The organism is Pseudomonas sp. GW822-FHT01E03, assembly GCF_058802985.1.
In genome coordinates this window covers 192,431-204,924 of sequence record NZ_JBXAOQ010000009.1, presented here as the reverse complement: position 1 = coordinate 204,924, position 12,494 = coordinate 192,431, and the positions used below count along the sequence as shown (strand labels likewise).

Genomic DNA, 12,494 nt, shown 5'->3' with positions numbered 1-12,494 from the left:
CTCTTTACTGTGAAGAGCCAGGGCCTTTACTGATCAATTTTTGACCAGACCTCATTATTCGCCGACGCTGATCTTCAAGCCAGCGGCTATTGCAAAAGGTGTCAGGGTTATCGCCAAGGCGGTCAGGCTGCCAAGCCATAGGAGATAACCGGTCGCCGGCATTCCCTGCAAGGCCGCCTGCAAGGCGCCACTGCCAAGGATCAATACCGGGATGTACAACGGCAGAATCAGCAGTGCCAGCAACAGGCCGCCGCGCTTCAAACCTACTGTCAGCGCCGCACCCACCGCACCGAGCAGGCTCAGTACCGGTGTACCGAGCAGCAACGAAAGCAGCAACACCGGCAGACAGGCGGCAGGCAAACCGAGCATCAGCGCCAGCAAGGGTGCGAGCAAAACCAGTGCCAGACCGGAAAAAGCCCAGTGTGCCAGCACTTTGGCCAAAACCAGAAGAGGCAGGGGGTGCGGCGAAAGGACCCACTGCTCAAGGGATCCGTCTTCGAAATCACTGCGGAAAAGCCCGTCCAGCGAGAGCAGAACCGATAAAAGTGCCGCGACCCAGACCAACCCCGGAGACAAGGTTTGCAACAATTGAGACTCGGGTCCGACCGCCAACGGGAACAAGGAAACGACGATGGCGAAAAACACCAGCGGATTGGCCAGCTCCGCGGGACGGCGAAACAGCAGACGGGCCTCACGGGCGACCAACAGGCCAAAAACACTCATACGGCCCAATTCCCCAGATCGATGTCGCGATAAGCGGCCGGCATCCGGCTCAGCGTGTGGTGGGTGGTCAACACCACCATGCCGCCACGTTCGCAGTGGCCGGCCAGGTGTTCTTCGAGTTGCGCCACGCCTTGCTTGTCGAGAGCGGTGAACGGCTCATCGAGAATCCACAACGGCGGGCTGTCCAGATACAAACGCGCCAGTGCAACGCGACGCCGCTGCCCAGCGGACAGAGTGTGGCAGGGAACATCTTCGAATCCGCGCAATCCGACCGCCGCCAAGGCTTGCCAGATCGCCTCACGGGAGGCCGGTTGATGCAGGGCGCAGAGCCAACTCAGGTTCTCTTCCGGTGTCAGCAGATCCTTGATTCCCGCCGCATGGCCGATCCACAGCAGATTGCGCGCCAGCTCACCGCGTTGTTCATTCAGCGGCTGGCCGTTGAGCAGCACTTGACCGGCGGTCGGATGCATCAGCCCGGAGAGCAGGCGCAACAGGCTGGTCTTGCCGCTGCCGTTGGGGCCACTGATTTGCATCATTTCGCCACTGGCCAGTCTCAAATCGAGATTTTCGAAGAGCAGCCGAAGGTCTCGCTCACAGGCAAGGGCAACGGTTTGCAGGACAGGACTGGTCAAGGGATCACGGGCCTTATACGGTTCAAGTCGGCTCTGGCGCGGCCGTTAAAGAGATGCAGCATAGATGCAATGGCGTCTTGTTCTAGAGAGCTGCGTCAAAGAATTGCAAAGTTTTCGCCATTATTGGATACAACGGCGCGGCATTATACATGCCATACCTTACTCTAAAGAGTGCATTTTCCTCAGGTTGTGACCGCGTATGACAGGCGAAATGAACATCCTCCCGCTACCGCAAACCCTCCCGGCGACTTCGCGCCCGCAGGTGGTCAGCGGTGAGTTGCTCAAGTTGCTGACGCCGGTGGAGGGGCTGATCAGCGTCGGTCAATCCGCCCAGGCCGAAGTGTTGTCGCTCAAGCAGGCGGACCAGACTTTCCAGATGCTGCTCAAGGTCACCCTCGACAGCGGCCGCCAGACCACAGTCCAGACCACCAGCAATCAACCGCTGGCCCAGGGCACCACGCTGGTCGTCACCCAGCCCTCGGCCGGCAGCCTGATCGTGACGGTGCAACAGGCCATTGCTTCCAACGTCGCCACCCTCATCCGCCTCGACACCGCGCAACTGCCCGTTGGCACCCTGCTGCAGGGCAAAGTGCTGACCTCGCAAGTGCTGCCCCAGGTGCCCGGCCAGCCCATGGTGTTTCGCTCGATGGTGGGCCTGCTCAACACCGCACTGAGCGGCAGCACACTGAGCATCGACAGCCCGCAACCCTTGCGCATCGGCACCTTGTTGAGCGCACAGGTGCAGGACGCTCAGACCGTGAAGTTCGTGCCCCTGAGCAGCCGACAGGAACAACTGGCGGTGACCCAGCAACTGGTCGACCAGCAAAGCCGCCAGGGCTCGCTGGATAGCTTGCTCAAGCGCCTGCAGAACCTTCCGCCCTCGGACCAGACATCCGTTGAATTGCGCAGCGCTGCTGCCCGTTTGCTCGCCGGCTTGCCGGATGTTCAACAGTTGAGCACCCCCAAGGGCCTGGCCCAGGCCCTGGCCAGTAGCGGCATGTTTCTCGAAAGCAAACTGCTGACCGGGCAAAACCCGACGCTCGCGCCGGACATGAAAGGCGATTTGCTCAAACTGGTTGCGCAGTTGAGTCAGGGCTTGCCGGCCAACACCAGCCTCGGCGCGATCATCGCCGCCAATACCCTGGCCCAGGCCATGCCGAATTTTGTCCGCAATGCCCTGGGCATGCTCGGTCAGGTCAGTGCCAAGCCGTCGCCGACCGGTTTCCCGCTGCCCGAACGTCTGTTAAAAGGCGCCGACGGTGAAAACGACCTCGAACACCTGCTTCGCCTGGCCGCCGCCGCGGTTTCACGCCTGCAAAGCCATCAACTGTCGAGCCTGGAACAGACCGGCGTAACCGCCGACGGACGGCTGATGAGCACCTGGCAGCTGGAAATCCCGATGCGCAATATGCAGGACATCGTGCCCTTGCAGGTCAAGTTCCAGCGCGAAGACGCCCCCGAAAAACAACAGCCAAAGGAACGTCGCGAAGAACACGAACCCAAGCAACAGCTGTGGCGTGTGGAGCTGGCCTTCGCCATGGAGCCTTTGGGGCCGCTGCAAATCCAGGCGCAACTGATCAAGGGCAGCCTCTGCGGCCAGCTCTGGGCCGAGCGGCCATACACCGCCAGCCTGATCGAAAGCAATTTGGCCGAGCTGCGTGATCGCCTGCTGTCCGTCGGTCTGAACGTCGGCGACCTCGATTGCCACCTCGGTACACCGCCCCAAGGCCCGCAAACCCGCCTCGAACAACGCTGGGTGGACGAAACCGCATGAACAACCCCAACACCCCACGCCAGGCCATCGCCCTCAAGTACGACGGCACCCACGCCCCCACCCTCACCGCCAAGGGCGACGAAGAGCTGGCGGAAGAAATCCTGCGCATTGCCCGCGACTGCGAAGTGCCGATCTACGAAAACGCCGAACTGGTAAGACTGTTGGCGCGCATGGAACTGGGGGACAGCATTCCGCAGGAACTCTATCTGACGATTGCCGAGATCATTGCGTTTGCGTGGAGTTTGAAGGGGAAGTTTCCGGCGGGGCAGGATACGGATGCGCTGATGGTCGAGAAGGATGGTCGAGAAGGATATTACCGAGCGCGGGGATGATTATTGAGTTTGCGAGTACGCCATCGCGAGCAGGCTCGCTCCCACAGGTGAACTCATGTTCTGTGTCCGACATAGAACCATTGTAGGAGCGAGCTTGCTCGCGATGGAGGCATGAGCGCCGCGTTTCTCCAGGAAGCCCGCGTCATCGTTAACGTCCATCGCGAGCAAGCTCACTCCTACAGGCTGTCAGTTCTTGTGAAGCTTGCTCATCAACTCCGTGGCGTCACGTGTTCAAACTTGAAAAAACGCAAAAGTTTGAGACTGCGACCGACAATCAAACCATTGATGAGGCCAGCCCCCAGCGCCGCCCCTGCGACCGCCGACATTTCATTGGCCAGTTCCGGATACATGGCCGCCTGGTAACCGCTGTAGTAACGCCAGGCAAAAAAGCCCCAATACACAATCAGCACCTTGATCGTGCCGGGTAGAACCAGATGCTCCCCCTCGCACCGCACATTGTTGTACGAGAAAAAACGCAGTGCCAGCAACCACCCCGCCAGTAATCCCGGCGCATAGGCTGAAAGCTGGATTGCAACTTCCTGGGAGGGATTGAGCGATGCGAGGGACAAAGCCACGAATATCACGGGGGATATCTGCAATGACCTTTTCGATACATGGCTCCTGAAACAGGAGATGACACCGTAGTAACTCAGAATAAAAAAAACCGCATAAACCCACAGCGGTGTACCGCGCAAAATGTCGATCATAAGCCTTCTTGGCACTGTATATGTTTGAGCGGATCAAACTACTGATCGCTAGTTGCGATCACAAGACGGTGGAATCTGAGAGTGCTATAGGCAGGAGACTACGACGGCGTAATACCTATCTGAGGATGAAGGGGGATGCGTCGTATCGCGGGGATGATAGCTGCGCATTCAAGTACGCCATCGCGAGCAAGCTCGTTCCCACAGATGATCTGCGGTGAACACATGTTCTGTGTCCGACATGGAACCACTGTAGGAGCGAGCTTGCTCGCGATGGAGGTATGAGCGCCGCGTTTCTCCAGGAAGCCCGCGTCATCGTTGACGACCATCGCGAGCAAGCTCGCTCCTACAGATTTCTAGCTGTTCTTGTGCAACTTGCTCATCAACTCCGCCTCAGCCTGGGTCAAGCCGCAGGACTGGGTCAGTTCGTTGACGCTGGCGCCCATCCCGACCAGTCGCGCCGCCTGGGCGAACGACAGGCTTGAGGGGTCGCGTTGTTCCAGCTGGGCGAGTTTGTCCGGCAAGGGCGCAACGATCGCCCGCAGTTCATACAGGTCCTCGCCCATGCGCACATTGCCGTTCTGGTAATCCTCGACGCGCCTGGCCAGGTCCTTGATGCGCTGATCGCGCAGCGCATCACCCTGGGCCTGTTGCGCGGCGATCTGCTTTTGACCGCGAATGTACGCCAGGAACATTGCCAGCGTGCCTGCCCAAAACAGGAACAGGACAATGACCGCAACCTCGAGAATCAATCAGATACTCTCCAGTTCCGACCATTCTTCTTCGCTCATCATCTTGTCGAGCTCGACCAGGATGAGCAATTCGTTGTTCTTGTTGCATACGCCTTGAATGAACTTGGCGGACTCTTCGTTACCCACGTTCGGCGCGGTTTCGATTTCCGACTGACGCAGGTAAACCACTTCGGCCACGCTGTCGACCATGATCCCGACCACCTGCTTGTCGGCTTCGATGATGACGATACGGGTGTTGTCGCTGATCTCGGCATTCATCAGGCCGAAGCGCTGGCGGGTGTCGATCACGGTCACGACGTTGCCGCGCAGGTTGATGATGCCCAGCACGTAGCTCGGGGCACCCGGGACCGGGGCGATTTCGGTGTAACGCAGGACTTCCTGGACGCGCATCACGTTGATGCCGTAGGTCTCGTTGTCCAGCTTGAAGGTGACCCATTGCAGGATCGGATCTTCGGAACCTTTTGCCGCCGTTGCCTTGTCATTCATACCCTGCCCCCTCAAGAAACCGCCCTGGCGGTGTGTGTTCTGTGCAACATCATCAGATGTGACGTCGCCTGTTTTGTTTATTTGACTGATGTCGGTTTGTGGCCCGGCTTGCCGCTGGACATGTGCCGGGCTCCGCCGCTGGCGATCAACTCGGCCAGTGAGGCGACATCGAGCAAGGCGCACATGTGTTCTATTACCGTGCCGGCGAGCCATGGCCGCTGACCTCGGTGACTTCTCCATTTGATTTCATTCGGGTTCAGACGCAACGAGCGGCTGACCTGATGCACTGCCAGCCCCCACTCGTAGCCTTGCACCGAAATCACGTATTGCAGACCTTGCTTGAAATCGTCGCGGTAACGGTCGGGCATGACCCAACGCGCGGTATCGAGCACCTTGAGATTGCCGGCCTGGCTCGGCAGGATGCCCAGGAACCATTCGGGCTGGCCGAACAATGGGGTCAACTCGTGACCGGCCAGGGAGTAAATCGACCCCAGGCACACCAGCGGCACCGCCAGGGTCAAGCCGGCGACATCGAACAGCAGGCATTCGAAGGGTTCGGCAGCCCAGGACGGACGACCGTCGGTTTCCACCGGTGGCGGCGTATTGCTTGGCGGCAGATGAACTTCGACGACTGGCGGCACCAGTGCCTGAGGCACTTCGACAACAGCTGGCTCCGGTGCTGGCTGCACCTCGACGGCCGGCGGCACCAACGCCTGGAGCAACGGTGCGATGGTCGATACCGGCGCCAGCATGGGTGTCGGTGCTTCGACCACAGCTACTGGAGCCTTCGCTACCGGCGTGACCACAGGAGCGGGAGCAACCACAATTTTCTGCGCATCGTGGGCCTGTTCTTCGAGCACTGCCGCCTGGAATTCGTCCAGCGCCGCTTCAACCTCGACCACCCGGGGAGGCGCTTCGATTTGTGGCGCAAATTCCTCGGTGATGTCCTGCAGCAAGCTGTCCAGATAAGACTGAAGCGCCAGTTGCGGGCGCGAGGTGGTCTTAAACGGCCGGTTCATGGCTGCCCCCCTGCAGGAGCGAGCTTGCTCGCGAAAAACTGTCGGGAAACGCGATCATCCAGACAGCGCACGTAATCGTTGTCGTCCATCGCGAGCAAGCTCGCTCCTACAGGGATTGGTTTCATCTCATGCCACCTGCGGCACAAGTTGCGCCGCCAGCAGATGCTTGAGCAACGCACGGTAAGCGAGAACGCCACGGCTCTTGCCGTCGAATTGCGAAGGCGTAAGACCGGCGCGGCTGGCATCGCGCAGGCGCGTGTCCACCGGGATATAGCCTTGCCAGATTTCGTCGGGGAATTTGTCGCGCAGCACGCGCAACGTTCCGAGGGACGCCTGGGTGCGGCGGTCAAACAGGGTCGGCACGATGGTGAAGGGCAGCGCCTGTTTGCGAGAGCGATTGATCATCGCCAGGGTGTTGACCATGCGCTCAAGGCCTTTGACCGCCAGATGCTCGGTCTGCACCGGGATCACCAGTTGCTGGCTCGCCGCCAAGGCATTGACCATCAGCACGCCGAGCAATGGCGGGCTGTCGATCACGGCGTAATCGAAGTCCTGCCACAGTTGCGCCAGGCTCTTGGCAATCACCAGGCCCAAACCGCTCTGCCCCGGCGACTGGCGCTCAAGGGTGGCCAGTGCGGTGCTGGAGGGCAACAGGGAGATGCGTTCGTCACTGGTCGACAGCAGCAGTTGACCCGGCAGGCCTTGGGGCACGTTGCCTTTGTGCAGGAACAAATCGTAGCTGCTGTGCTCCAGGGCGTCGGGATCGTAGCCGAAGTAGCTGGTCATGGAGCCGTGGGGGTCGAGATCGACCACGACCACGCGCTTGCCCGCCTCCGCCAGTAAACCGGCTAAAGCGATGGAGGAAGTGGTTTTACCGACACCACCCTTTTGATTGGCGACTGCCCAGACTCTCATTCGGATTGTTCCTCCCGGCCGAACGGATCGACCGAGAAATAGCTCAACGTGTTAATGCGGGTGACGGAGAATTGACGGCGTTCTCTCGTACCGGCGACTTGACCAGGGTCGGTGCAGTTTGTGTGCCAGCACGCTTCAATGCGGCATCCGGTTGCGCATGGGCGGTTCCGGTGCCGGTCAGGCTGCGGCGAACATCGAGGTTGCGCGACACCACCAGCACCACGCGACGGTTGCGGGCGCGGCCTTCAGCGGTGGCGTTGTTGGCCACCGGCTGAAACTCGCCGTAGCCCACCGAAGCCAGGCGACCGGGGTTCACCCCCTGCATCGCCAGCATGCGCACGATGCTGGCCGAGCGGGCCGAGGACAGCTCCCAGTTGGTCGGGTACTGCGCGGTGCGGATCGGCTGATCATCAGTGAAACCTTCGACATGGATCGGGTTGTCGAACGGCTTCAGGATCGCCGCGACCTTGTCGATGATGTTGAACGCGATGTCGCTGGGCATGGCGTCGCCACTGCCGAACAGCAGGCTGGAATTGAGCTCGATCTCGACCCACAACTCGTTGCCGCGCACGGTCATCTGGTTGGAGCTGATCAGGTCACCGAACGCCGCGCTGATGTCGTCGGCGATGCTTTTGAGTGGATCGCTGGCGCCGGCAATACCGGCATCGACCTGGTCACTGTCCTTTACCAGCGGCTTGGCCGGGGTCACGGTCTTCGGCCGCTCGTCACCGATGGGGATCGGCTTGAGCGAACGGTCGGAGTCGGTAAAGACCCCGATCAATGCCTCGGAAATGACCTTGTACTTGCCTTCGTTGATCGACGAGATGGAGTACATCACCACGAAAAAGGCGAACAGCAAGGTGATGAAGTCCGCGTAGGACACCAGCCAGCGCTCGTGGTTAACGTGTTCTTCCTGATGTCGACGACGGGCCATGAGCTTATTCCCTTAATCCATGAAGCCCTGAAGCTTCAACTCAATGGAGCGTGGGTTTTCACCTTCCGCGATCGACAGGAGCCCTTCCAGCAACATTTCGCGATAACGCGACTGGCGCAACGCGATGGATTTGAGTTTGGCGGCAATCGGCAGCAGCACCAGGTTGGCACTGGCCACGCCGTAGATAGTGGCGACGAACGCCACGGCAATACCGCTGCCCAGTTGCGATGGATCAGCGAGGTTGCCCATGACATGAATCAGGCCCATGACCGCACCGATGATGCCGATGGTCGGCGCGTAACCGCCCATGCTTTCGAAGACTTTGGCCGCTTCGATGTCGCGGCTTTCCTGGGTGTAGAAGTCCACTTCCAGAATGCTGCGGATCGCTTCCGGCTCGGCGCCGTCAACCAGCAGTTGCAGGCCTTTGCGTGCGTAGTTGTCGGGCTCGGCATCGGCGATGCCTTCAAGGCCCAGCAGGCCTTCCTTGCGGGCGGTCAGGCTCCAGTTCACCACGCGGTCGATGCCACCGGCCAGATCGACACGGGGCGGGAACAGGATCCAGGCGAGGATCTGCATGGCACGCTTGAAGGCACTCATCGGCGATTGCAGTAGCGCGGCGCCAATGGTGCCGCCGAGCACGATCAGCGCTGCCGGGCCGTTGGCCAGGGCGCCGAGGTGACCGCCTTCAAGGTAGTTGCCGCCGATGATCGCGACAAAGGCCATGATGATGCCAATCAGGCTTAAAACATCCATCAGATACAGGCCTCGACCAGGTGCTTGCCAATGTCGTCCAGGCTGTACACCGCGTCGGCAAGCTCGGCTTTGACGATGGCCATCGGCATGCCGTAGATCACGCAACTGGCTTCGTCCTGGGCCCAGATCGAACTGCCGCCCTGCTTGAGCAGGCGCGCGCCTTCGCGGCCGTCGGCGCCCATGCCGGTCAGGACCACCGCCAGAACTTTGTCACCGTAGGTCTTGGCTGCCGAACCGAAGGTGATGTCCACGCACGGCTTGTAATTGAGACGTTCGTCACCCGGGAGGATTTTCACCGCGCCGCGGCCGTCGATCATCATCTGCTTGCCACCCGGCGCCAGCAGCGCCAGGCCCGGACGCAGGATATCGCCATCCTCGGCTTCCTTGACGCTGATGCGGCAGAGCTTGTCCAGGCGTTCGGCGAAGGCCTTGGTGAAGGCCGCCGGCATGTGTTGAACCAGCACGATCGGGGCCGGGAAGTTGGCCGGCAATTGGGTCAACACTCGCTGCAGGGCGACCGGGCCGCCGGTGGACGTACCGATGGCCACCAGTTTGAAGGCTTTGCGTTTCGGCGCGGGCGACGACGCAGTGCCCGCATGCGTACGCGCAGGGATCGGTGCCGGACGCACGGGCGCGCTGCTGCCGTAACTACCGACGCTCGAAGGCGCAGCTGTTGGAGCAGGTGCGGCCACAGGGGCCGGAGCGCTGTAAGTGCTGACGCGACGATTGCTGCGCGAGATGCTCAGGATCTTCTCGCACAACAGTTGCTTGACCTTCTCGGGGTTGCGCGAGATGTCTTCGAAATTCTTCGGCAGGAAGTCCACCGCGCCGGCATCCAGCGCATCGAGGGTGACCCGGGCGCCTTCGTGGGTCAGCGAGGAGAACATCAGGACCGGGGTCGGGCAGCGTTGCATGATGTGCCGCACGGCGGTGATGCCGTCCATCATCGGCATCTCGTAGTCCATGGTGATCACATCCGGCTTGAGGGCCAGTGCCTGATCAATCGCCTCTTTGCCGTTGGTCGCCGTGCCGACGACCTGGATATTGGAATCCGCTGAAAGAATTTCCGAGACGCGGCGGCGGAAAAACCCCGAATCGTCCACCACCAGGACTTTGACTGCCATAAACACTCCATTAGATGGAGCGAGGCCAGGCGCCTCGCTCCACCAGAATCAAATACGCCGTGTGGCGTAACGCTTGAGCATGCTCGGAACATCGAGAATCAGCGCGATGCGGCCGTCACCGGTGATGGTGGCGCCGGACATGCCCGGGGTTCCCTGGAGCATTTTGCCCAATGGCTTGATGACTACTTCTTCCTGGCCCACCAGTTGATCGACGACAAAGCCGATCCTCTGCGTGCCCACCGAAAGGATCACCACATGGCCCTCGCGCTGCTCTTCGTGAGCGGCGGAGCTGACCAGCCAGCGTTTGAGATAGAACAATGGCAGCGCCTTGTCCCGCACGATCACCACTTCCTGGCCGTCCACGACGTTGGTGGTCGACAGGTCGAGGTGGAAGATCTCGTTGACGTTCACCAGCGGGAACGCGAACGCCTGGTTACCGAGCATGACCATCAGCGTCGGCATGATCGCCAGGGTCAGCGGCACCTTGATGACGATCTTCGAACCCTGGCCCTTGGCCGAGTAGATGTTGATCGAGCCGTTGAGCTGGGAAATCTTGGTTTTCACCACGTCCATGCCCACGCCACGACCCGATACGTCGGAAATCTCGGTCTTGGTCGAGAAACCCGGGGCGAAAATCAGGTTGTAGCATTCGGTGTCGCTCAGGCGATCGGCGGCATCCTTGTCCATCACACCGCGTTTTACCGCGATGGAACGCAGCACGTTCGGGTCCATGCCCTTGCCGTCGTCGGAGATCGACAGCAGGATGTGGTCGCCTTCCTGCTCCGCCGCCAGGATCACCTTGCCACCCCGGGCCTTGCCCGAGGCTTCACGTTCTTCCGGCGACTCGATGCCGTGGTCAACCGCGTTGCGCACCAAGTGGACCAGCGGGTCGGCCAGGGCCTCGACGAGGTTCTTGTCGAGGTCGGTTTCTTCGCCGACCAGTTCCAGGTTGATCTCTTTCTTGAGCTGGCGAGCCAGGTCGCGAACCAGGCGCGGGAAGCGCCCGAAGACTTTCTTGATCGGTTGCATCCGGGTCTTCATGACCGCGGTTTGCAAGTCGGCGGTGACCACGTCGAGGTTCGACACGGCCTTGGACATGGCTTCGTCGCCGCTGTTGAGGCCCAGGCGGACCAGGCGGTTACGCACCAGCACCAACTCGCCGACCATGTTCATGATCTCGTCCAGACGCGCGGTATCGACACGTACGGTGGTCTCGGCTTCGCTCGCCGGCTTTTCCGCCGGTGGCGCGGCCGGGGCACGGGACGATGCCGGTGCAGCAGTTGCCGGGGCCGGCGCTTCGGCTTTTGGCTCGGGGGCCCTGGCCAACGGTTTCGGCGCGGCTGCCTTGGCGGCAGGTGCCGCCACCGAGGCGTTGGCGCCGGTTTCCGTTCCAACCGTCGCGCCCACCTCAGTGAACTTGCCTTTGCCGTGCAATTCGTCGAGCAGCGCTTCGAACTCGTGATCGGAAATCAGATCGCTGCCGGCCGCCACCGCGCTTGGTGCCGCGGGTGCAGGCACAGAAGCAATGGCCGACTCCAGCGCCTCGACAGCAAAATTACCCTTGCCGTGCAGCTGGTCGAGCAGTGCTTCGAATTCGTCGTCAGTAATATCGGAACTGTCGCCAGCCGCTTTCGGGGCTTCTGGCGCAGCCGGTGCCTGGACCACCGCGTCAACGGCGAACTGGCCTTTACCGTGCAGTTGATCGAGCAACGACTCGAACTCGGCATCGGTGATTTCGTCGCTGCCAGCGGCATTGCCGGCAGGCGCTGGAACAGCCGCCGGGGCCTCGGCCTGGGCCTTGACGGCGTTCAGCGAGTCCAGCAGTTGTTCGAATTCATTGTCGGTGATATCGCCCGACTCGCTTTCAGCCACAGGCGCTTCGACCACGGCGACGACAGGTGCGGCAGCCGCCTCGTCAGCCGATTGCGGCTCGGCCAGACGGGCCAGTGCCGCGAGCAGTTCCGGTGTCGCGGCCGTGATCGGGCTGCGTTCGCGGACTTCGCTGAACATGCTGTTCACCGCGTCCAGCGCTTCGAGAACCACGTCCATCAGTTCCGAGTCGACGCGACGCTCACCCTTGCGCAGGATGTCGAACACATTCTCGGCGATGTGGCAGCACTCCACCAGCTCGTTGAGCTGGAGGAAGCCGGCGCCCCCTTTTACAGTGTGAAAACCGCGAAAAATTGCATTGAGCAAATCCGCATCATCCGGGCGGCTTTCCAGCTCGACCAGTTGCTCGGACAGTTGCTCTAGAATCTCGCCGGCCTCAACCAGGAAATCCTGAAGGATCTCTTCATCGGCGCCGAAGCTCATTAAGGGGGTGCTCCTAAAGGTCTAAAAACCTAA

At 60.9% G+C, this 12,494-nt stretch carries 13 protein-coding genes; 2 read left to right on the top strand and 11 right to left on the bottom strand.

The genetic code is table 11. From position 1 onward, the window contains the following. Positions 1-54: 54 nt before the first annotated feature. Together ccmB and ccmA are read right to left on the bottom strand one after the other, a co-directional pair. Positions 55-723 (bottom strand): heme exporter protein CcmB, encoded by a 669-nt coding sequence (ccmB, locus tag AC1RP7_RS19410; protein WP_007983326.1) that lies wholly within the window; start codon positions 721-723, stop codon positions 55-57. Then, positions 720-1,355, bottom strand: a complete 636-nt coding sequence (ccmA, locus tag AC1RP7_RS19405; protein ID WP_493181688.1) for a cytochrome c biogenesis heme-transporting ATPase CcmA — start codon at positions 1,353-1,355, stop codon at positions 720-722. The genes ccmB and ccmA overlap by 4 nt, the downstream gene beginning before the upstream one ends. Before the next feature lie 199 nt (positions 1,356-1,554). On the opposite strand from ccmA, the gene fliK reads away from it, so the two are divergent. Both fliK and AC1RP7_RS19395 read left to right on the top strand, forming a co-directional pair. Continuing rightward, complete coding sequence (gene fliK / locus AC1RP7_RS19400; protein WP_493181686.1) at positions 1,555-3,129, top strand: flagellar hook-length control protein FliK; 1,575 nt, start codon at positions 1,555-1,557, stop codon at positions 3,127-3,129. Continuing rightward, positions 3,126-3,461, top strand: a complete 336-nt coding sequence (locus AC1RP7_RS19395) for an EscU/YscU/HrcU family type III secretion system export apparatus switch protein (protein ID WP_493181684.1) — start codon at positions 3,126-3,128, stop codon at positions 3,459-3,461. The genes fliK and AC1RP7_RS19395 overlap by 4 nt, the downstream gene beginning before the upstream one ends. A 209-nt stretch (positions 3,462-3,670) precedes the next feature. Here the strand turns inward: AC1RP7_RS19395 and AC1RP7_RS19390 are convergent, their stop codons facing one another. The 9 genes from AC1RP7_RS19390 to AC1RP7_RS19350 all read right to left on the bottom strand — a co-directional run bounded on the left by AC1RP7_RS19390 (position 3,671) and on the right by AC1RP7_RS19350 (position 12,461). Next, the gene (locus tag AC1RP7_RS19390; RefSeq protein WP_493181682.1) at positions 3,671-4,168 is read right to left on the bottom strand and encodes a hypothetical protein; all 498 of its coding nucleotides are present in this window, start codon (positions 4,166-4,168) and stop codon (positions 3,671-3,673) included. A gap of 353 nt (positions 4,169-4,521) precedes the next feature. Continuing rightward, positions 4,522-4,917: a DUF2802 domain-containing protein gene (locus AC1RP7_RS19385; RefSeq protein ID WP_493181681.1), complete on the bottom strand. Its 396-nt coding sequence runs from the start codon at positions 4,915-4,917 to the stop codon at positions 4,522-4,524. Beyond that, positions 4,918-5,403, bottom strand: a complete 486-nt coding sequence (locus tag AC1RP7_RS19380; protein WP_007980742.1) for a chemotaxis protein CheW — start codon at positions 5,401-5,403, stop codon at positions 4,918-4,920. Positions 5,404-5,480: 77 nt separating this feature from the next. Beyond that, positions 5,481-6,422, bottom strand: a complete 942-nt coding sequence (locus tag AC1RP7_RS19375) for a CheW domain-containing protein (protein WP_493181679.1) — start codon at positions 6,420-6,422, stop codon at positions 5,481-5,483. A gap of 126 nt (positions 6,423-6,548) precedes the next feature. Then, the gene (locus AC1RP7_RS19370) at positions 6,549-7,337 is read right to left on the bottom strand and encodes a ParA family protein (protein ID WP_008000390.1); all 789 of its coding nucleotides are present in this window, start codon (positions 7,335-7,337) and stop codon (positions 6,549-6,551) included. 43 nt (positions 7,338-7,380) lie between these two features. Next, positions 7,381-8,271 carry a flagellar motor protein MotD gene (motD, locus tag AC1RP7_RS19365; RefSeq protein ID WP_493181677.1) on the bottom strand — a complete coding sequence of 297 codons (891 nt, stop codon included), beginning with the start codon at positions 8,269-8,271 and terminating at the stop codon, positions 7,381-7,383. Between the two features lie 12 nt (positions 8,272-8,283). Then, positions 8,284-9,024 carry a flagellar motor protein gene (locus AC1RP7_RS19360; protein ID WP_057715870.1) on the bottom strand — a complete coding sequence of 247 codons (741 nt, stop codon included), beginning with the start codon at positions 9,022-9,024 and terminating at the stop codon, positions 8,284-8,286. Next, on the bottom strand, positions 9,024-10,148 hold the full coding sequence (locus AC1RP7_RS19355; RefSeq protein ID WP_493181676.1) for a protein-glutamate methylesterase/protein-glutamine glutaminase: 1,125 nt from the start codon (positions 10,146-10,148) through the stop codon (positions 9,024-9,026). Before AC1RP7_RS19355 ends, AC1RP7_RS19360 begins: the two co-directional genes overlap by 1 nt. Positions 10,149-10,196: 48 nt before the next feature. After that, a complete protein-coding gene (locus AC1RP7_RS19350) occupies positions 10,197-12,461 on the bottom strand; it encodes a chemotaxis protein CheA (protein WP_493181674.1) in 2,265 nt (754 codons plus the stop codon). Positions 12,462-12,494: the final 33 nt, after the last annotated feature.

Coding starts and splice junctions, on each gene's coding strand:
- ccmB (WP_007983326.1), bottom strand. CDS start 723: ATGAGTGTTTTTGGCCTGTTGGTCGCCCGTGAGGCCCGTCTGCTGTTT.
- AC1RP7_RS19375 (WP_493181679.1), bottom strand. CDS start 6,422: ATGAACCGGCCGTTTAAGACCACCTCGCGCCCGCAACTGGCGCTTCAG.
- AC1RP7_RS19380 (WP_007980742.1), bottom strand. CDS start 5,403: ATGAATGACAAGGCAACGGCGGCAAAAGGTTCCGAAGATCCGATCCTG.
- AC1RP7_RS19390 (WP_493181682.1), bottom strand. CDS start 4,168: ATGATCGACATTTTGCGCGGTACACCGCTGTGGGTTTATGCGGTTTTT.
- AC1RP7_RS19395 (WP_493181684.1), top strand. CDS start 3,126: ATGAACAACCCCAACACCCCACGCCAGGCCATCGCCCTCAAGTACGAC.
- motD (WP_493181677.1), bottom strand. CDS start 8,271: ATGGCCCGTCGTCGACATCAGGAAGAACACGTTAACCACGAGCGCTGG.
- AC1RP7_RS19370 (WP_008000390.1), bottom strand. CDS start 7,337: ATGAGAGTCTGGGCAGTCGCCAATCAAAAGGGTGGTGTCGGTAAAACC.
- AC1RP7_RS19355 (WP_493181676.1), bottom strand. CDS start 10,148: ATGGCAGTCAAAGTCCTGGTGGTGGACGATTCGGGGTTTTTCCGCCGC.
- fliK (WP_493181686.1), top strand. CDS start 1,555: ATGACAGGCGAAATGAACATCCTCCCGCTACCGCAAACCCTCCCGGCG.
- AC1RP7_RS19360 (WP_057715870.1), bottom strand. CDS start 9,024: ATGGATGTTTTAAGCCTGATTGGCATCATCATGGCCTTTGTCGCGATC.
- AC1RP7_RS19350 (WP_493181674.1), bottom strand. CDS start 12,461: ATGAGCTTCGGCGCCGATGAAGAGATCCTTCAGGATTTCCTGGTTGAG.